Consider the following 18,225-nt stretch of genomic DNA (forward strand, 5'->3'; position numbering starts at 1 on the left):
AGGGGGTCAAGGTCACGAGAATGTGCCACGATCGATCCACAATGGATGTCCAGCGAATCGGCCGCGTGACGGCGGCGGCCGTCCTACGCTGAGGTCATGGCTGACGACGATGGCCGCCCGGCCCGCGTGGACGACGTGCACGAGCTGGCAGTCGCGATGCCGCACGTGACCGTCGAGAACGGTACCGGCGACAATCCGATTTACCAGGTCGGTGGAAAGTCGTTCATCTTCTTCCGCAACCCGCGGCCGGACGCGTACGACCCGGAGACCGGCGAGCGCTACGCGGACGTCATCGTCTTCTGGGTCGCCTCGGCGGCGGACAAGGAGGCGCTGGTCCAGGACGAGGATTCGCCGTTCTTCACGACGCCGCACTTCAACGGGCACCCGTCGGTGCTCCTCCGCGCGAGTCGCATCGGTGAGATCTCCCGGGCGGAGCTGGCCGAGGTCGTCCAGGACGCCTGGCTGGCCCGCGCTTCGGCTCGCCGTGCGTCGGACTGGCTGGCGAGCCGGGACGGGCCGCGCTGACCGGCTCGCCCTGGTACGCGGGTGTGGTGCGAGAGCTAGTCGCTCCGGCGCTGGCTGATCAATCGGCTGAGCAGCAACGTGATGACGCCGAGCAGGATGGCCGCCGCGCCGAAGAAGATCATCGGTGACGGGAAGGTGCCGGTGTTCGCCAGCGCCGGGCCGGACGGGCTCGGTGAGGTGGCCGGTGGCGTCGACGGCGTGGGGGTAGGCGGAGGCGTGGGTTCGGTCTCGACGGTCACCGATTGTTCGGGCGACACGACGCGGTCGTCGTCACCGGCTGCCGTTGCGGTGTTGGTGATGCTTCCGGCGAGCACGTCCTCGCCGGTCACCGTATAAGCGCCGGTGCAGGTGGTGCTGTCGCCGGGCTGACCGGCCGGGGCGAGCGAGGTGCTTCCGCAGGCGATACCGGTGATCCGGTCGTCGATGATCCGGATGTCCGGCACCGGTACGCCGGTGAGGTTGGTGACCGTGTAGGTGTAGTCGACGACGTCGCCTTCGCGGTATGCCTGGCTGGTGTCGGCCGACTTGGCGAGGCTCAGCATCGCCAAGGGTTGCAGGGATCGGACCCGCACGTTCCCGATCAGGTGGACGTCGGTGAACAGGCCGGTGGACGCGCCGAAGCCGAACTTGTAGGTGGCGGGCACCGGGTTCGGCGCGTCGAACTCCAGTACCCGCTGCGCGCCCGCGCCGTCGTTGAAGTCGATGTCGATGGTGACGTGCGGCGACGGGCCGGGGCTGAGCTGGATGGTGACCGTTCGCCGGGACGGCTCGAGCAACTGGGCCGCCTGCTGGGCTGTCGTCCCCGGCGGGAACGCGGTCAACGGTCCCTGCAACTGGCCGGGCAGCGTCGAGGGCCAAGGGCCGGTGGTGGTGAAGTTGCTGGTCGTGGCGGTCAGGAAGCAGTATCCGTCGGTGCCGTTGCCCGGTCCGCGGACGGTCACCATGTTCTGGCCGGGCGCGGGGATGCGGAACGGCGTACCGGCGGGGGACTGCCGGGCGCAGCCGCTGCCGCGCTGCTCCCAGTCGCCGAAGTAGTTGCCGAGGACGTCGAACCCGATGCCGAGATATCCGTTGTCCACGCCGGGCAGGAACGGGTTGGCCGGGTTGTCGTCCGGCAGCTTCTTGCCGTAGCCCAGGCTGCCGCCGAACGCGCCGGGAGCGCTGAGCCCACCCGCGCCGTCGACGAGGAAGAACGAGATCCCGTCGGCCGGCGTGGCCGGTGTCGTGGAGCCGTACTGGTACTGGTCGAAGACGACCTCGAGACCTTCGTCCGCCGGAAGGGCCTGGTCGAAGAGGACGGCGCCGGACTGGTCGTTGAGGTCGTCGGTGAGGCGGAGGAAGCCGAACGGCGCGCCGCCCGACGGTGGCACGGGCCCGACGGCGGACGCGCAGCCGCCCAGGGGATGCAGGCCGTCGCCGATGCCGGTGACCGACGGTGCTCCGGTGAGACAGGCGGAGCCGTAGCCGGCGAACCGGGCATCGGCGGAGACGCCGGTGAACGGCTCGTCCACCAGGAGCGTCCCCTCCGCTGGAGCCGCCCAACCGATCCCACCACCGGTCAGCACAGTGATCGCCAAGGCGACGCCTCCGATGAGGACGCGCCGAAGACGTGAGATCGGTTCCGGTTGATTGAGCGGCATATGCCTAGAATATCCAGTTTGCCGGGTTTCACCGGTTGAGAACACACCGGCAAGCGTGGACGTTCCTGGGTGCGGCACGCCGCGGCAGATGCCCCGAGCGCGGCATCATCCCCAGCGCTCCGGTGATATCAGCGAGTGATGGGCAGCCCGGCCCGGGACCACGCGTTCATCCCGCCGGACAGGTTGGCCACCTCGCGGCCTTGGGTCGCCAGGTACCGGGCGGCCTGGGCCGAGCGCATGCCGGACTGGCAGACGGTGACGACCGCGCGACCCGCGGGCAGTTCGGCCGACCGCGCGGAGAGCTGGCCGAGGGGGATGTGGCGCGCCTTCGGCGCATGGCCCGCCTGCCACTCGTGCTTCTCGCGTACGTCGAGCAGGATCGCACCGCCGCGCTGAAGCTCCTGCGCCTCGGCGGCGCCGATCGTCCGGTACGGCTTGGCGAACAAGCCGCTCAGCCAGGTGGTGAAGCTCATGCGGATGTCTCCTTCAGGGAAGCGGAGGCGTAGTCCCCGTCGACGTGGACGACTTCGCGACCCGCCGCGTGCAGCAGGGAAGCCGCGATCGAGGCGCGGTAGCCGCTGGCGCAGTGCACCCAGACCTCGCCGTCGGGGACGTCGGCCAGACGTCGGGGCAGTTCGTGCAGCGGGATGTGCACCGCTCCCGGCACATGCGACTCCTGCCACTCCAGGTTCCGGCGTACGTCGAGGACGACGATCGGCCGGTGGTGGCGTACCTGCGCCAGCTCGGCGAAGGTCGCCCGGGGATAGGTCGCCGGCGGCTGGTCGCCCGTCCATTCGCGAGGGTCGCCGGTGGCGTGGGCCGCGGGCCGGTCGATGCCGATGCGTACCAGCTCGCGCTGGGCGTCGGCGACCTGGTCGGGCGTCTCGCCGAGCAGTGTCACCGGTGTGCCCCAGGGGATCAGCCAGCCGAGGTAGGTGGCGAAGTTGCCGTCGGCGCCGAAGTTCAGGCTGCCGAAGATGTGCCCGGCCGCGAACGCCGTCCGGTTGCGCAGATCCACGACCCACTCACCGTCGGCGATCCGGCGCCGCAGCTGCTCGGCGTCGGCACGGGCGGGCGGCGACAGGTCCGGTGCGGACGGCCCGGCGCTGTTGATCGCCGCCATGTGCGCGTAGTACGCCGGCCAGGCGTCCAGCCCGGCGAGGATGCTGCGGACGAACTCCTCCTCGGTCTGCGAGAGCACCGGGTTCGCCGCCTTCTCGGTGTCGAGAGTGGATGACGAGGCGGAGGACTGCGTGGCCGCGCAGAAGCTGCCGAATCCGTGGGTCGGGTAGACGTCGGCTGGCCCGGGAACCTCAGCCGCCAGCCGATGCGCCGACGCGTGCTGAAGGCGTACCAGATCTTGAGTGTGCTCGGGACCCAGCAGGTCGGGCCGGCCCACCGAGCCGAAGAGCAGCGAGCCGCCGGTGAAGACCGCGACCTGGTGCCCGCGCTCGGACAGTGAGTAGGACAGGTGCGTGAAGGTGTGGCCGGGCGTGGCGAGGGCGGTGACGCGCAGCTCGTCGCCGACGCGGACCTCGTCGCCGTCGGCGATCGGCGTGCGGTCGAACTCCACCGCGTCGGCCGCGTTGACGTGATACGCCGCTCCGGTGGCGTCGGCTAGGGCGCGACCGCCGGTCACATAGTCGTTGTGGACGTGGGTCTCGAAGACGTGCGTGATCCGCACTCCGGCGTCGGCCGCGAGATCCAGAATCCGGTCGATGTCTCGCTGCGGGTCGACGACGAAGGCCACCTCGCCGTCGTGGACGAGATAGCTGCGATCGCCGAGCGTCGGGGTGTCGATCGCGATGACGTGCGCCATGGCGCCTCCTCACGAATCAGAGTGTCGCGAAGTCGGTCAGTGCCCACCCGGCCGGCTGCCGGTGACGGTGGCCCGGCCCGCTCGCTCCCAGGCGCTGGTGCCGCCCGCGACCGAGACGGCGTCGAAGCCGGCCCGGGTGAGCAGGCTCACGGCCGCCTTGCTGCGATTCCCCGCCGCGCAGATCAGGTAGATCCGCTCGGCGTGGGGCAGCTCACCGACGTGCTGAGGCAGCCGGCCGAGGGGGATCAGGCGGGCTCCCGGCACGTGGCCGCGGACGTACTCCTCCGGCTCGCGGACGTCGACGACCACCGCTCCGGCGGCGTGCGCGGCGGTGAAGCCCGCGAGATCGATCTCGGACATGTGGTTCCCTCCAGCGTGCGGTCTCGATACCCCAGGGGGTATTGCTACCAGCAACAATAGCCCGACCGGACGGGTCATCGTCAAGGTGACCTAGATACCCCCAGGTGTATCGTTCAAGCGCAGCCCCCTCGGGAAGGAGAAGCAGATGCAGATCGAAGGCGAGACCGTCGGCGACGTCGTCCGCCGCCTGCGCCGCGCCGAAGGCCAGATCCGTGGCGTCATCGCGATGCTCGAGGAGGGCCGTGACTGCGCGGACGTCGTGACTCAGCTCGCGGCAGTCTCCCGCGCGCTCGACCGGGCCGGCTTCAAGATCGTCGCCAGCGGGCTCCAGCAGTGCATGTCGGCCAAGAACGACGGCTCGGACCAGGCGGCCGACATCGCGCAGATGGAGAAGTTGTTCATGTCGCTCGCCTGAGGGCGAGAGCGGGCCCTGCCACTCCGACCCACCGGCGGCCCGCGCCAGGCCCCGCGGGAGGCATCAGCTGGGCGAAGCCTGAGCCGACCGCCGCAGCCGGGGCAGTGGCAGCGCGCCGCGCGTAGCCCACAGCGCCACCGCGATGTAGAGGATCTGCTCCGGGATCCGCTGCCACAGCGGAGTCGCCGGCCCGCCGTCGAACGGGACGTCGGCGACGGCGGCGTACACGTTGGCGGGGAGCATGAGGACGAACAGCAGGGCGAGGCAGTAACCGGCCGCCCGGCGGGTGTGCCCCAGGATGAGGCCCACTGCGCCGAGAAACTCCAGTACGCCGGTGGCGTACACCATGGCGGACGGGAACGGCACGACCGGCGGCACCATCGCCAGCAGATCTTCGTGGGTCGGCATCACGGTGACGTCGCCGGGGACGAAGTGCGCGCTGGACGTCATGAACAGCATGACCGCCAGGGCGTGGGCCGCGGCGGCGGGCCAGGTCGCGAATCGGCGTACGCCGAGCGCGCCGAGCCCGCGAAACACCGCCAGCGCGATCAGCAGGACGAGCATTGTCATGGCGGACCTCCAAACTAGTCACCGTCAAGATATGGTCGAAACTAGCCCCGGTGCGCTATCTTGTCAATGGCAAGTTAAGCCGAATGTCGAGGAGAGAACGCCGTGACCAAGGCTGGATACCACCACGGAGACCTTCGCCGGACGATCGTGACCGCCGCCGTCGCGGCGATCGGGGAATCCGGTCTCGACGGGTGGAGTCTGCGGGAGCTGGCCCGCCGGGCCGGAGTCTCCCACGCGGCTCCGGCGTACCACTTCGGCGACAAGGCAGGCGTGCTCACCGCCATCGCCGCCGAGGGATTCGGCCTGCTGGCGGACGCGCTGGAAGCCGCGGAGACGGACTTCCTCGCCGCCGGGGTGGCCTACGTCGGATTCGCCGTCGGCCACCCGGTGCACTTTTCGGTGATGTTCCAGCCGGCTCTCTACCGGCAGGACGACGAAGCCCTCCAGGCAGCCGAGACCCGTGCGGCCGAAGTGCTCCGCAAGGGCTCAGTCGCGGTGCCGGGCGCCGCGGCGCGGCCGGAGGACGCCACTCTGGCGGCGTGGTCGATCGCGCACGGCTTCGCGAGCCTGTGGATCAGCGGGGCGCTGCGGATGCCGCCGGACGCCGATCCCGTCGACGCCGCCCGTCCCGTCCTGCGTACTCTGATCGCCCGCTGATCCGGCCATCTCGTCGCCTGGCTTCGCGGCCGGCTGAGCTGCGGTGCATCAGTCGCCGAGGTCGAGTTCGTAGGACGCGGTGAAGCCCAGCACCTCGCGGGCGGGCCGCAGATCGATCGGCACGGTCCGGCCCGGCAGGTCCGCCCGGCGCGGTACGCCGGGATGGAACCGGTCGAGCAGCTCAGCGGTCGGGTAGGGGGCCACCGTCCGGGGCGCGGCGACGTAGAACACCGAGGCCCCGGAGACGGGAGCGCCGAGGGCGAGGTACGCCGCGCGGGCCGCGTCCCGTGTCTCCAGATAGGACCACAGATCCCGGGCGCCCAGCTCCGGCCGGTCGGCGATCTTCGCGGCCCAGGCGGGGAGTCGTTCGTCGTAGCCGCCGACGAACGGGTAGCGCAGCGCGACGACGGTCATGCCGTGCCGGTGGGCCATCATCGCCGCGGTGAGTTCGTCGGTCTGCTTCGACAGGGCGTACGGGTCTTCGATCTCGGTCGGCATGGCCGGATCGACCGGCACGTACGCCGGATGCAGCAGCGTACGCGCGAACGGCAGCCCGGTCGCGGCGTAGCTGCTGGCGATGACCGCCCGCCGGACGCCGGCCCGGCCCGCCTCTTCGAGGACGGCGAAGGTCGCCGAGACGTTGGCGGTGAACACCTCCAGCGCCTCGTCGCGTTCGGGGGTCGGGATCGCGGCGAGGTGGATCACGCCGTCCACCCCGTCCAGCGCCGCTCGCACGAGCCCGGGATCGGCGGCCGAACCGGTGAAGACGCGTTCGGCGGCCAGGTCGCCGGGATCATCGAGGACCAGGGCGTGCGCGGCGACCCCGTGCTCGGCGAGCCGGGCGAGCACCGCCCGGCCGATCCGCCCGGCCGCGCCCGTCACCAGTACGCGCGAGACTGTCATGCGGGTAAGCCTCTCACCAGTTGGTGAAGGCGCCGTCGGTGGCGCGCAGATGCGGGCGTTCGGCCGCCCGAGCGTGCAGCTCCCGGGCGGCGGCCCGGTCGATGTCGACGCCCAGACCCGGCCCGGTGGGGATCTCGGCCCGGCCGGGACGCACCTCCGGCCGCTGGGTGAAGACCGCCGCGGTGACCGGTTCCGGGTCGTTCTGGTGCTCCTGGACGCCGACGTTCGGGCAGGCCAGGTTGAGGTGCAGCGACGAGGCGGCGGTCACCGGCCCGAGCGGATTGTGGGTGGCCAGCTTGATGTAATGGGCTTCGGCCATCGCGGCGATCTTCTTCGCCTCGGTCAGCCCCGACGCCACGCCGACGTCCACCCGCGCGTAGTCGATCAGATCCTGTTCGAGCAGCCGCTGGAACTCCCATTTGGAGCCGAACTGCTCGCCCGCCGCCAACGGCACCCCGGTTCGCGTCCGGAGCATGCGGTAGCTGTCGAGTCCTTCGCTCCGAAGGGGATCCTCCACGAAGTACGGTCGCGCCGATTCGATCTCCCGGCACAGGGTCACCGCCTCCGGCGGGTCCAGTCGCGTGTGGACGTCCAGGATCAGCTCGATCTCGTCGCCGACCGCCTCGCGTACTCGATGGAAAAGCTCGATGCCCGCGCGCATGCTCGCGCGCTGGTCCAGCCGATCGCCCTCCTGCGGCACCGCGAACCGCAGGTGGCGCCAGCCTCGGGCCACCAGGTCGGCGGCCCGGTCCAGGAGCACGGTCACGTCGTCGCCGAGGTGGGTGTAGCAGGGCACGAAGTCGCGATTCGCGCCACCCAGCAATTGATAAATTGGTACGCCCAAAGCCTTGCCCCGGATGTCCCACAGCGCGACGTCGAGGGCGGCGATGGCGGCGCCGAGGATGCGGTCGGCCGGGAAGAAGCCACGGCGGAACATGATCTGCCACAGATGCTCGACACGCATCGGGTCTTCGCCGATCAGCAGCTCGCCGAGGTGGTCGATGCCGCCCGCGACCGCCCTTTGCCGGGATCGGATGCCGACTTCGCCGAGTCCGTACACGCCCTCGTCTGTATCGACCACGACGAGCATCATGCTGTCGCCGTGATCGGGCAGGGTCAGGATCTCCCACCCCGTGATCTTCATGCCGTGTCCTCCCCAGAGAGCGATGAAAACGTTCCCGCAAATCATGGGATCGTTCGCGGAACAAGGTAAACGGCTGCGCTGACCGGCGTCAACAGCAGGGATTTTTCCGTGGCGTAACGCCCTTGACACTTGCGGGAAGGTTTGCAACGATCCTCGGGCATCGGATCAAGCCGACGAAGCACGGCGGCGGAGCAAGCGAGGAGGGGTGCGGGTGGCGGTCACCATTCGTGAGGTCGCCAGCGCGGCGGGAGTCTCCATCTCCACCGTCTCGCGGGCGTTCACCGCCCCGGACCAGGTCGGCGAGCGTACGTTGCAGCGCATCCTGGAGGCGGCCACCCGGCTGGGCTACTCGCCGAACCCGGCGGCGCGGTCGCTGCGCGGCGGGCGTACCGGGACGCTGGGTCTGGTCATCCCCGACATAGCCAACCCGTTCTTCCCACCGATCTTCAAGGCGATGCAGGCGCGAGCGCGCCGTCAGGGCTACACCGTGCTGGTCGCCGACAGCGACGAGCGTGAGGCTGACGAGATCGAGACGATCGCGGCGGTCGTGAAGAAGGTCGACGGGCTGCTGCTGTGGGCGTCCACATTGCCCGACGACCGGCTCGTGGAACTGTCCCGGCAGGTGCCGCTGGTGCTGGGCAACCGGCACGTCGACGGGATCAGCGAAGTGCACGTCTCGCTGGCCGCCGGGCTGACCCAGGCCGCCGAGCACCTGCGGGCGTACGGGCATCGCCGGTGCGTCTTCGTCGACGGATCCCGCCCCGAACTGTCGCGGGGCAAGTCCATCCGCGAATCGTTCGCCGCGCACGATCTCGCCCTGATCGAACTCGGCCCCTACGAGCCGCGCTTCGAGACCGGCGTCCACGCGGCGACCCTGGTCGCCGCCAACGAGGCGACCGCCGTGGTGGCCCACAACGACCTCGTCGCGCTCGGCATCCTGCACCAACTGGCCCGGCTCGGCATCGACGTGCCCGGTCAGGTCAGCGTCATCGGCATCGACGACACACTGCTGGCCACCACCGCGACCCCGTCGCTGACCACCATCCGCATCTCCGCCGAGGAGATCGCCACGAAGGCGGGCGACCTGCTCGCCGAGATCGTCGCCGATCCCGATCAGCCCGCCCGCAAGGTCGAGATCGGATCGCGGCTCATTCCCCGGGCGTCGACCGGTCCGGCCGCCGCCTGACATCTGAACATCCGCAACGGCAGGGGCCACCGGCCCCGAGCCGGCAGCCTTTCGCGTCCCGCGTACGGACGCCCCACCCCTGGGAGTGCGAACATGAGAACCACCCGACGGTCGGCCCTCGCGCTGTTCGGCGGCGCGGCGGTGGCCGCGTTGACCGGCTGCGACTCGCTCAAGCCCACCAGCAACGGCACCGGCGACACCATCGTCCTGCGCGTGCAGGGGATGCCGCCGGCGACCGAGAAGGCGAGCCTCGACCAGTTCGCCAAGTTGGTCGCCGACTTCGAGAAAGCCAACCCGGGCATCAAGATCGAGGGGTCCACCAACGTCTGGGATGCGCTGACCTTCTCCGCCAAGCTGGCCGGCGGCAGCATCGAGGACGTCATCAGCGTCCCGCTCACCGAGCCGCAGGGGCTCATCGAACGCAAGCAGGTCTCGCCGCTCACCGCCGACATGCGCGGGTGGGACCACTATCAGGAGTTCAACCCGCAGGTCCTCAAGCCGATCAGCGACGCCGCCGGCGAGGTGTACGGCGTACCGGAGGCTCCGTTCGCGCTGGGTCTGGTCTACAACCGCGCGCTGTTCGCCCAGGCCGGTCTCGACCCGGACAAGCCGCCGACGACGTGGGCCGAGGTCCAGGCGTACGCGAAGCAGATCGCCGCCAAGACCGGCAAGCCCGGCTACGTCCAGGAGTCCAAGGACCACCAGGGCGGCTGGCAGCTCACGATGATGACGTACGCGCACGGCGGCTCGATGGAGCGCCTCGACAACGGCAAGTACGTGGCGGACTTCAACAACGCGCCGACCAAGAACGCGCTGAACCTGCTCAAGACGATGCGCTGGACCGACGACTCGCTGGGCCGCAGCCTGCTCAACAACCAGAACGACGTGATCAAGGCGTTCGCCGCCGGTCAGGTCGGCATGTTCCTCGGCACTCCGGGCACCTACCGGCTCGCCAAGGTCACCTACGGCATGACGAATACCGGCGACTACGGCATCGGCGCGATGCCCCAGGCTGGCGGCAACGCCACGCTGTCGGGCGGCAAGATCTACATGGTTCCCGCGTCGGTGTCGGCGGCCAAGCGCGCCGCGGCGGTCAAGTGGCTGCTGTTCGCGTACGCCCAGCCGCAGTATGACCCGGCGGTCGCAGCGGCCAACGCCAAGGCGCTGGCGGCTGACCCGAAGGCGGCGGTCGGCGTACCCACGTTGCCGCTGTTCAACCAGGCGCAGCAGGACAAGATCAACGCGGCGATCCAGCCGTACGTCAACGTCGAGCTGCCACACTTCGCGCCGTACCTGACTGGAACTCCGGCGCTGACGCTGCGTCCGGAGCCGGCGGTGCAGGCCCAGGCCCTGTACGCCGCCCTCGACACCGCGATCCAGGCGGTGCTGACCGACCGCAACGCCGACGTCGACGCCCTGCTGGCGAAGGCCGAGTCCGACGTGAACGCCAAGCTCGCCGACGCCCAGAAATGAGCGCCGACCTGACCGCGGTCCCGGCCCGGTCCACCGAACGCTCCGGCGGCGCCACCGCCGCCGGAGCGGCCCGGTCGCGCCGCCGCTCGGCGTGGCGGGCCGACGCCGTCGCGTTCGTCCTGCTCATCCCGGCGTTCGTGGTGTTCGGGCTGTTCTCCTGGTGGCCCATCATCCGGGGCCTGCTGATCAGCTTCCAGGAGACCAACCTGGTCGAGCCGGCCCGCTGGGTCGGCCTGGACAACTTCCACGCGATCTTCGCCGATCCGCTGCTGGGCAAGGCCGTCGGCAACACGGTGCTGTTCGTCGGGCTGGGCTTGCTGATCGGCTTCCCCGCGCCGCTGATCCTCGCCGCGATCATGTCGACGGTACGCCGGGCCGGCGGCGTCTACCGCTTCCTGGCGTACCTGCCGGTGGTCATCCCACCGGTGGTGTCGGTGCTGCTCTGGAAGTGGTTCTACGATCCCGGATCGGGTCTGTTCAACGCGGTCTTCGGGCTGGTCGGGCTCGGCCCGTTCCCGTGGTTGCAGTCGCCGGACTCGGCGATGCTCAGCCTCGTCCTGGAGTCCACCTGGGCGGGCATGGGCGGCGCGGTGCTGATCTACCTCGCCGCGATGGTCGGCATCCCGGCCGAGCTCTACGAGGCGGCCGAGAGCGACGGGGCCGGCATCTGGAAGCGGATCTGGCACGTGATGCTGCCCCAGTTGCGTCCCACCATCGGCCTGCTGCTGCTGATGCAGCTGATCAGCACGATCCAGGTGTTCACCGAGCCCTACGTGTTTACCGGCGGTGGCCCGCGGGACTCGACGGTCACCGTGCTGCTGCTGATCTTCCGGTATGCCTTCCAGAACGGCGCGTACGGCCAGGCCGCCGCGCTGTCGTTCCTGCTCGCCATCGCGCTGGCCGTGCTGTCGGCGGTGTACCTGCGCGCCACCCGAAGCTGGAGCCGCTCGTGAGCACGACCACCTTCATCTCCACCCACGAACGGCGGCGGCCGGGCACCCGGCTCGGGCTGCGGACGATCCAGCTGCTCACCCTGCTGGCCTTGGTCCTGTTCGGACTCGGTCCGCTGTACTGGACGATCAAGGGCGCGGTCTCGCCGCCCGCCGAGCTGTCGGCCGACCCGCTGCGACTGTGGCCGGCCGACGCCCGGCCGGAGAACTTCGGCACCGCGCTGAGCGACCTCGGCGTCGGCGCGTACCTGGCCAACACGTTCTGGATCGTCGCCGGTTCGTGGGCGGTGCAGTTGTTCGTCGCCGTGACGGCCGGCTTCGCCCTGTCGGTGCTCCGGCCCCGGTTCGGCCGCTACGTGTACGCCGCCATCCTGGCCACGATGTTCGTGCCGTACACGGTGTCGATGGTCAGCCTGTTCCTGACCGTCATCGACGTCCCGGTGCTCCACCTCAACCTGGCCAACACGTACTGGGCGATCTGGTTGCCGGCCGGGGCCAACGCCTTCAACGTCCTGCTCGCCAAACGATTCTTCGACGCGCTGCCGGCCGAGTTGTTCGACGCCGCCCGCGTCGACGGCGCGTCCACCTGGACCCTGCTGCGCCGGATCGTCCTGCCGATGAGCCGGCCGGTGCTCGCCGTGATCAGCCTGCTCGCGGTGGTGCACAGCTGGAAGGACTTCGTCTGGCCGCTGGTGGTGCTGTCCGACCCGGCCCGCCAGCCGATCAGCGTCGCCCTCGTCAACCTCGCCGAACAGGCGCCGCAGGACCTGCTCATCGCCGCGATGGCGATGGCCCTGCTCCCGCCGGTGATCGTGTTCGCCTTCGCCCAGAAGTACGTCGTCGCCGGGCTCGGCTTCACCGGCGTCAAGGGCTGACGCACCACCGAGGAAAGTCCCCCGAAAGTCGCCGTCCCCCTGGAAGGCCGTCTTCCTGAAAGGAAGAAAGCGATGCTTCGTCGCCGCACCCTCCTGCAAGGCGCCGCCGTCGGCGTGACCGGCGCGGTGCTGCCTGCCGTCGCCGCCCACGCCGATCCGATCACCGTCTCCGCCGACGGCATCACCCTCACCGCCAACGCCGACGGCAGCATCACCGTCAACGACGGCGCCGCCGACCGGATCACCCTGACGCACTTCCTGTTCAAAGACTCCGTGCTCGGCACGCAGCGCACCTTCGGCGGTACGCCGTCGCTGATCACGCTGCCCGACGGCCGTCCGGCCATCAAGGTCGCGTACAAGCTGCCCGCGTCGGCGTCCGCGCTCACGATCACCGGAACGTTCGACGTGACCGGGCATCGGGCGCACCTGCGCTACGACGTCAGCGGCTCGGCCACCCTCACCCCGACCGGGTTCATGATCGGGCGTACCGTCCTGAATCCGGCCGCCGCCGAGGCGTACACGGCGTTGACGCGCTGGACGCGCGATGCCGGCGGCGGGATTCCCTACGAGATCAACGCCGGCGGGCTGTACGCCGAGACCTGGTCCGGCGCCCGCGGCTACTTCCGGCTGACGGCCACGACTCCGGCGTACACGAATGCGACCTGGCTGCACGCCCCCGGCACAGCGACGGGGACGAGCAGCGCGACGACCGAGGCGACCCTGGTTCTGGGGGAGTTGCGGCCGCAGGCCGCGGCGACCGTGGCCGATCAGAGCGCGCTGGGCGCGGAGATCTGGACCGACCAGTCCTTCAACCTGTGGGACGCGGGCGGTCAGCCGATGGCCGTGCACGCGCAGGTCGTCAACGGCGGAACGGCCGCGCGCACGGTGACCGTTGGGTTCTGGGCGCGCGACTTCGACGGCGCGCTGGTCGCGAGCCAGACCGTCACCGCCGAACTGGCCGCCGGAGCCGCGTGGAGCGGGGACTTCACCGTGACCGCGCCCCCACAGGGCATCCTGCTCACCGAGGTCACCGCGACGGCCGGGGCGGACGAGGCGCTGGCCCGCACCACGCTGGCGGTCCTGCCGCCGTACGCCTATCAGGCCGGGCAGGACAGCATGTTCGGCATCTCCAACTACCCGTGGCTGCTCGCCCCCAGCCAAGCCGACGTGGCGAACCTGTTGCAGCGCATCGGCGTCAAGTGGATCCGCATCGCCTACGACGGCGCGCCCGGCATCCCGGTCGCCGATCTCGACGATCTCGGCATCTTCCACAATGTCCAGAAGGGCGGCATCCCGATCGGCGGCACGGCCGAGGCGAAGGCGGCCTGGGCGGCCGAGATCACCGCCCTGTGCACTGCCGGTGGCGCGCGCTACTACGAGGCCGGCAACGAGCTGAACCAGCCGTGGATGTCGGGCCTGGGCGCGGCCCAATACGCCGCGGACGCGTTGATCCCACTCCGGGCGGCGATGGAAGACGCGGGCGCCACGTTCAAGGTGATGAACTGCGGGCTCGGCGGGATGGACTACAACTGGCTGGCGAACTTCGAGGCGGCGGGCGGCTGGCCGAAGATCGACGCCTTGGCGATCCACCCCGGCCGGGGCAACTTCACGCCCGACTACGCGCCCGACCCGTCGACCTGGACCGAGGGGTCGACCGGCAGCTACTGGAACTATCTCGGCTCCCTGCGCAAGGCCCGCGAGGTGATCGCCGACTACGACGCCGCCGCCGGCAAGACGACGCCGACCGAGCTGTGGTTGACCGAGGCGTACGCCTCGACGAAGCCGAACGTGTGGTGGACCGACACGCCGCGGCACGCGGCCGAGAACGTGCTGCTGTCCCTGGCGCTGGCCAAAGCCGAGGGCGTACGCGGGGTGAACTGGTACCAGCTGCACGACAGCACCATCCACCATCCGCAGGCGGCCGACCCGGCCAACATCGAGTTCCACCACGGGCTGATGAACCGCGACACCAGCGCCAAGCCCTCCCTGCTGGCGTACGCGACCGCCGCTCGCGCCCTCGACCAGGCGACCTTCGACCGCTGGGTCGCCTTCGACGATCCCGACCTGCACGGGCTGGCCTTCACCACCCCGGACGGGCCGCTCTACGTGCTGTGGAGTCGCAAGGACGGGTACATCTTGAACGCCGACCACGCCGACGGGACGAGTGCGTACGCGACGCCGGAGACGTGGGTGGACACGTGGCAGACCAAGACCACGGTGCGCCTGGCCGCCACCGGCACGCACGTCCGCCAGGTCGACTGCGTCGGCCGCGAAACCCTGCTGCCCAAGACCCAGGGCCGGGTCAGCGTCGTCCTCGACGGCGCGCCCCGGCTGTACTACGGACTCTGCACGAACCTCGGTGAGGACTGCTGACCATGCGAAACGAACACGCGTACCACGACGTCACCGTCATCGGGGGAGGTCTGGCCGGGGTCTGCGCCGCGATCGCCGCCGCCCGGCTCGGGCGTACCGTCGCGCTGGTCACGAACCGGCCGGTGCTGGGCGGGAACTCCAGCAGCGAGGTGCGCGTGTGGGTGGTCGGGGCCACCGGGCACGGCAAGAACCACTACGCCCGTGAGGGCGGCATCATGGGCGAGCTTTTCCTGGAGAACCAGTACCGCAATCCGGAGGGCAACCCCTACTTCTGGGACGCGGTGGTGCTCGACGCCGTGCGCGCCGAGCCGAACATCTCACTCTACCTCAACACCGACGTACGCCTCGTCGACGCGAGCGGCCCCGAGGACGCGCGGGTCGTCGAGGCGGTGACCGGCTGGATGATGGGTTCGGAACGGCTGATCCGGTTCACCTCGCCGGTGTTCCTCGACTGCACCGGCGACGGTCTGGTCGGGCACCTGGCCGGGGCGCGCTACCGGATCGGCCGCGAGAGCCGCGCCGAGTACGGCGAGCCGTGGGCGCCGGAGGTGGCCGACGACATCACCCTCGGCAGCACGCTGCTGTTCTACACCAAGGACGCGGGGGAGCCGGTCCGCTACGTCCCGCCGTCGTTCGCCAAGGACATCACCACGACGTCCATCCCGGAGCGACGGATCATCAAGGCCGGGGACAACGGCTGCGCGTACTGGTGGATCGAGTACGGCGGCGAGCTGGACACCGTGCACGACAACGACCGCATCCGCGACGAGCTGTGGTCGGTCATCTACGGGATCTGGGACTACATCAAGAACTCCGGCAAGTTCGACGCCGACACGATGACTCTCGAATGGGTCGGCGCGCTGCCCGGCAAGCGGGAGTACCGACGGTTCCTCGGCGACTACGTGCTCACCCAGCACGACATCCTCGGCCAGACCCCGTTCGACGACCGGATCGCCTTCGGCGGGTGGTCCATCGACCTGCACCCGCCGCAGGGCATGTACGCCACCGAGGCGGGCGCGAAACAGCGGTACGCCGACGGCGTCTACCACATCCCGTACCGCAGCCTGTACTCGGTGAACACGACGAACCTGCTGTTCGCCGGGCGGGACATCTCGGCGAGCCACGTCGCGTTCGGCTCGACCCGGGTGATGGCGACCTGCGCGACCCTGGGTCAGGCGGCGGGAACCGCGGCCGCCCTGTGCGTCGCCGCCGGGGTCGGTCCCCGGCAGCTCGACCGGGGACTATTGCAGCGGACGCTGCTGCGGGCGGACGCCTCGATCATGGGTCTGCCGCTGACAGAGGACGGGCTGCAGGGCACCGCCTCGGTGACGGCGTCCTCGACACTGTCCACGGTGGCGGCAACTGATCCCGGTGAGCCGTGGGCGCTCGACGCCGACGCGGGCATCGTTTTGCCGGTCGATCCGGCGCTCGGCGGCGTACGCCTGCTCGTCTCCGCGACCGAGGCGACCGAGCTGCGAGTGGAACTCCACGACCCGGAGCTGGGCCAGAACTACGTGCCACGCCGGTTGATCACCGCGGCCGGCGTCGCCGTGACGGCGGGGGAGAAGCAGTGGGTGGACGTCCCGCTGACCTGGCGACCTGACGCGCCCCAGAACGCTTTCCTGGTCATCGCGGCGAATCCGGTGGTCTCCCTCTGGTCGGCCGGTACGCCGACGCCGGGAGTGCTGTGCCTGACGCGAGTGCCGTTGCGCCCGCAGGACGAAGCCCCGCAACTGCTCCGGGAATGGACCGACGCCCCGCACTTCTGCGTCGACGGCGGAGCGACGGCCGCGTACGCGCCGGAGAAGGCGGTCGACGGCTATCAGCGGCCGTTCGGCGGCCCGCACCTGTGGGTCTCGGCCGAGCTGCCCGCCTCGCTCACGCTGGACTGGCCGGAGCCGATCACGGTCGCCCGCGTCGACGTCCTCGCCGACGACGACGTCAACGTCGACCTCATCAACCTGCATCACCACCGCACCCCGGACGCGATCATGCCGACGCTGGTCCGCGACTACCGGATCGAGGCGCGGAACGCGGCCGGTGAGTGGCACGTCATCGCGGAGGTCACGGGCAACCGGCAGCGACGCCGCGTCCACGACCTCGCGCAGGTCACCGTGACCGACGCGGTCCGGATCAAGGTGACGGCGACGAACGGCGTACCACGGGCACATCTGGCGGCGGTCCGGGTCTACGGCCCCGACGCTTAGGGCACCGGCCGATCCGCGCCGACGGCGGGGAACGCGATCTCGACCGTGAGCCCGCCGCCCGGCCGCGCGGACGCGGTCAGCTGACCGTCGTGCGCGGCCACGATCGCGCGGACGATCGACAGGCCGAGCCCGTGCCGGTCGTCGTCGGCGACCCGATGCAGCCGCTGGAACGGCTCGAACAGACGCTCCACCTCGTCCGGCGGGATCACCGGCCCGGTGTTCGCGACCACCAGCACCGCCAGCCCCGTGTCCACCCGAGTGCCGACCTCGATCACGCCACCGGCGACGTTGTAATGGAGGGCGTTGTCGCACAGGTTGGCCACCAGCCGCGCCAGCAGCGCCGGATCACCGAGCAGGTACGCGGGCCGCACCGACTTCTTGACGCGCACCTCCTGGCGGCCGGCCACCGCAGCCCGGTCCAGCAGCGCCTGCTCGACGAGGACGGCGAGGTCGACCGGCTCGGCGTGCTCCCGGCCGTGCGTACCGCCGTGTTCACTGCCCGCCAGGGTGAGCAGCGACTCCAGCAGCCGCCCGCGCTCCCGGTTGACGGCGAGCAGGCGCTCGAAGTTCGCCCGGTACGCCTCGACGGTGGCGTCCGGGTCGATCAAGGGTTCCTCGATCAGCGCGTGCTCGACCGTCAACGGCGTACGCAGTTCGTGCGCGGCGTTGGCGACGAACCGCTTCTGCCCTTCGAGAGCCGCCTCCAGGCGGGCGAGCAGCCCGTCGATGGTGTCCCCGAGGTCCCGGAACTCGTCGCGGTGACCGGACAGGGCCAGCCGCTCGTGCACGTTCGACCCGGAGATCTGCTGGAGGCGCCCGGTCATCTGGCGTACCGGCCGCAGCATCCGCCCGGCGTACAGCCAGCCCAGCCCGAGCGACAGCGGGGCCATGACGGCGAGCGCGATCCCGCACACGAGCACCACGTCGGCGCGGAAGTCGAGGAAGACGGCGGGTGGGACGCCCAGGCCGGACCCGGCGGGCGGGCCGCCGGGTGGGGCCGGTACGTCGGCCGGGGGCAGATCCCGGGCGAGCACGAAGACGATGCCGAGCAGGATCACGCCGGACAGGACGGACATGACGCCGTAGAGGACGGTGAAGCGGCGGCGGAGGCGGTGCGCTGGCGGCATG

The 18,225-nt window shown here is 70.5% G+C and carries 17 protein-coding genes; 9 read left to right on the forward strand and 8 right to left on the reverse strand.

The window, feature by feature from the left end:
• The first annotated feature begins 96 nt into the window (after positions 1 to 96).
• Positions 97 to 525 carry an MmcQ/YjbR family DNA-binding protein gene (locus tag AB0H43_RS28305; RefSeq protein ID WP_360004176.1) on the forward strand — a complete coding sequence of 143 codons (429 nt, stop codon included), beginning with the start codon at positions 97 to 99 and terminating at the stop codon, positions 523 to 525.
• A gap of 35 nt (positions 526 to 560) precedes the next feature.
• Here the strand turns inward: AB0H43_RS28305 and AB0H43_RS28310 are convergent, their stop codons facing one another.
• The 4 genes from AB0H43_RS28310 to AB0H43_RS28325 all read right to left on the reverse strand — a co-directional run bounded on the left by AB0H43_RS28310 (position 561) and on the right by AB0H43_RS28325 (position 4,344).
• Positions 561 to 2,165 (reverse strand): hypothetical protein, encoded by a 1,605-nt coding sequence (locus AB0H43_RS28310; RefSeq protein ID WP_360004178.1) that lies wholly within the window; start codon positions 2,163 to 2,165, stop codon positions 561 to 563.
• A 128-nt stretch (positions 2,166 to 2,293) separates the two neighbouring features.
• Positions 2,294 to 2,638 (reverse strand): rhodanese-like domain-containing protein, encoded by a 345-nt coding sequence (locus AB0H43_RS28315; protein ID WP_360004180.1) that lies wholly within the window; start codon positions 2,636 to 2,638, stop codon positions 2,294 to 2,296.
• Positions 2,635 to 3,984: an MBL fold metallo-hydrolase gene (locus tag AB0H43_RS28320; protein ID WP_360004182.1), complete on the reverse strand. Its 1,350-nt coding sequence runs from the start codon at positions 3,982 to 3,984 to the stop codon at positions 2,635 to 2,637. Before AB0H43_RS28320 ends, AB0H43_RS28315 begins: the two co-directional genes overlap by 4 nt.
• A 36-nt stretch (positions 3,985 to 4,020) precedes the next feature.
• The gene (locus AB0H43_RS28325) at positions 4,021 to 4,344 is read right to left on the reverse strand and encodes a rhodanese-like domain-containing protein (protein ID WP_360004184.1); all 324 of its coding nucleotides are present in this window, start codon (positions 4,342 to 4,344) and stop codon (positions 4,021 to 4,023) included.
• Between the two features lie 145 nt (positions 4,345 to 4,489).
• Here AB0H43_RS28325 and AB0H43_RS28330 point away from each other — a divergent pair, with 145 nt between their 5' ends.
• Positions 4,490 to 4,759, forward strand: coding sequence for a metal-sensitive transcriptional regulator (locus AB0H43_RS28330; RefSeq protein WP_360004186.1), 270 nt, complete (start codon positions 4,490 to 4,492; stop codon positions 4,757 to 4,759).
• A gap of 63 nt (positions 4,760 to 4,822) precedes the next feature.
• Here AB0H43_RS28330 and AB0H43_RS28335 read toward each other — a convergent pair whose 3' ends face one another.
• Entirely contained in the window at positions 4,823 to 5,329 is a 507-nt protein-coding gene (locus AB0H43_RS28335; protein WP_360004188.1) for a hypothetical protein, read from the reverse strand.
• A gap of 102 nt (positions 5,330 to 5,431) precedes the next feature.
• Between AB0H43_RS28335 and AB0H43_RS28340 the strand changes: the two genes are divergently transcribed.
• Entirely contained in the window at positions 5,432 to 5,986 is a 555-nt protein-coding gene (locus tag AB0H43_RS28340; protein ID WP_360004190.1) for a TetR/AcrR family transcriptional regulator, read from the forward strand.
• Between the two features lie 48 nt (positions 5,987 to 6,034).
• On the opposite strand, the gene AB0H43_RS28345 is transcribed toward AB0H43_RS28340, so the two are convergent.
• On the reverse strand, positions 6,035 to 6,889 hold the full coding sequence (locus AB0H43_RS28345; RefSeq protein ID WP_360004192.1) for an NAD(P)-dependent oxidoreductase: 855 nt from the start codon (positions 6,887 to 6,889) through the stop codon (positions 6,035 to 6,037).
• 13 nt (positions 6,890 to 6,902) lie between these two features.
• Entirely contained in the window at positions 6,903 to 8,033 is a 1,131-nt protein-coding gene (locus AB0H43_RS28350; protein ID WP_360004194.1) for a mandelate racemase/muconate lactonizing enzyme family protein, read from the reverse strand.
• Positions 8,034 to 8,244: 211 nt separating this feature from the next.
• Here AB0H43_RS28350 and AB0H43_RS28355 point away from each other — a divergent pair, with 211 nt between their 5' ends.
• The 6 genes from AB0H43_RS28355 to AB0H43_RS28380 all read left to right on the forward strand — a co-directional run bounded on the left by AB0H43_RS28355 (position 8,245) and on the right by AB0H43_RS28380 (position 17,097).
• Positions 8,245 to 9,219: a LacI family DNA-binding transcriptional regulator gene (locus AB0H43_RS28355; protein WP_360004196.1), complete on the forward strand. Its 975-nt coding sequence runs from the start codon at positions 8,245 to 8,247 to the stop codon at positions 9,217 to 9,219.
• Between the two features lie 93 nt (positions 9,220 to 9,312).
• Positions 9,313 to 10,692, forward strand: coding sequence for an extracellular solute-binding protein (locus tag AB0H43_RS28360; RefSeq protein ID WP_360004198.1), 1,380 nt, complete (start codon positions 9,313 to 9,315; stop codon positions 10,690 to 10,692).
• Complete coding sequence (locus tag AB0H43_RS28365) at positions 10,689 to 11,645, forward strand: sugar ABC transporter permease (protein ID WP_360004200.1); 957 nt, start codon at positions 10,689 to 10,691, stop codon at positions 11,643 to 11,645. Before AB0H43_RS28360 ends, AB0H43_RS28365 begins: the two co-directional genes overlap by 4 nt.
• Complete coding sequence (locus tag AB0H43_RS28370; RefSeq protein WP_360004201.1) at positions 11,642 to 12,517, forward strand: carbohydrate ABC transporter permease; 876 nt, start codon at positions 11,642 to 11,644, stop codon at positions 12,515 to 12,517. The genes AB0H43_RS28365 and AB0H43_RS28370 overlap by 4 nt, the downstream gene beginning before the upstream one ends.
• 72 nt (positions 12,518 to 12,589) lie before the next feature.
• Complete coding sequence (locus AB0H43_RS28375) at positions 12,590 to 14,890, forward strand: hypothetical protein (RefSeq protein WP_360004203.1); 2,301 nt, start codon at positions 12,590 to 12,592, stop codon at positions 14,888 to 14,890.
• 2 nt (positions 14,891 to 14,892) lie between these two features.
• Positions 14,893 to 17,097 carry an FAD-dependent oxidoreductase gene (locus tag AB0H43_RS28380; protein ID WP_360004205.1) on the forward strand — a complete coding sequence of 735 codons (2,205 nt, stop codon included), beginning with the start codon at positions 14,893 to 14,895 and terminating at the stop codon, positions 17,095 to 17,097.
• Here the strand turns inward: AB0H43_RS28380 and AB0H43_RS28385 are convergent.
• Complete coding sequence (locus tag AB0H43_RS28385) at positions 17,094 to 18,224, reverse strand: HAMP domain-containing sensor histidine kinase (RefSeq protein ID WP_360004206.1); 1,131 nt, start codon at positions 18,222 to 18,224, stop codon at positions 17,094 to 17,096. The genes AB0H43_RS28380 and AB0H43_RS28385 overlap by 4 nt on opposite strands.
• Position 18,225: the final 1 nt, after the last annotated feature.

The sequence above is a fragment of the Hamadaea sp. NPDC050747 genome, from assembly GCF_040654195.1.
GTDB lineage: Bacteria > Actinomycetota > Actinomycetes > Mycobacteriales > Micromonosporaceae > Hamadaea.

Excerpts from the sequence above, each read along its gene's own strand:
- AB0H43_RS28380 (WP_360004205.1), top strand. The coding sequence starts at position 14,893 with ATGCGAAACGAACACGCGTACCACGACGTCACCGTCATCGGGGGAGGT.
- AB0H43_RS28375 (WP_360004203.1), top strand. The coding sequence starts at position 12,590 with ATGCTTCGTCGCCGCACCCTCCTGCAAGGCGCCGCCGTCGGCGTGACC.
- AB0H43_RS28385 (WP_360004206.1), bottom strand. The coding sequence starts at position 18,224 with ATGCCGCCAGCGCACCGCCTCCGCCGCCGCTTCACCGTCCTCTACGGC.
- AB0H43_RS28310 (WP_360004178.1), bottom strand. The coding sequence starts at position 2,165 with ATGCCGCTCAATCAACCGGAACCGATCTCACGTCTTCGGCGCGTCCTC.
- AB0H43_RS28350 (WP_360004194.1), bottom strand. The coding sequence starts at position 8,033 with ATGAAGATCACGGGGTGGGAGATCCTGACCCTGCCCGATCACGGCGAC.
- AB0H43_RS28335 (WP_360004188.1), bottom strand. The coding sequence starts at position 5,329 with ATGACAATGCTCGTCCTGCTGATCGCGCTGGCGGTGTTTCGCGGGCTC.
- AB0H43_RS28330 (WP_360004186.1), top strand. The coding sequence starts at position 4,490 with ATGCAGATCGAAGGCGAGACCGTCGGCGACGTCGTCCGCCGCCTGCGC.
- AB0H43_RS28365 (WP_360004200.1), top strand. The coding sequence starts at position 10,689 with ATGAGCGCCGACCTGACCGCGGTCCCGGCCCGGTCCACCGAACGCTCC.
- AB0H43_RS28305 (WP_360004176.1), top strand. The coding sequence starts at position 97 with ATGGCTGACGACGATGGCCGCCCGGCCCGCGTGGACGACGTGCACGAG.
- AB0H43_RS28345 (WP_360004192.1), bottom strand. The coding sequence starts at position 6,889 with ATGACAGTCTCGCGCGTACTGGTGACGGGCGCGGCCGGGCGGATCGGC.
- AB0H43_RS28325 (WP_360004184.1), bottom strand. The coding sequence starts at position 4,344 with ATGTCCGAGATCGATCTCGCGGGCTTCACCGCCGCGCACGCCGCCGGA.
- AB0H43_RS28315 (WP_360004180.1), bottom strand. The coding sequence starts at position 2,638 with ATGAGCTTCACCACCTGGCTGAGCGGCTTGTTCGCCAAGCCGTACCGG.
- AB0H43_RS28360 (WP_360004198.1), top strand. The coding sequence starts at position 9,313 with ATGAGAACCACCCGACGGTCGGCCCTCGCGCTGTTCGGCGGCGCGGCG.
- AB0H43_RS28320 (WP_360004182.1), bottom strand. The coding sequence starts at position 3,984 with ATGGCGCACGTCATCGCGATCGACACCCCGACGCTCGGCGATCGCAGC.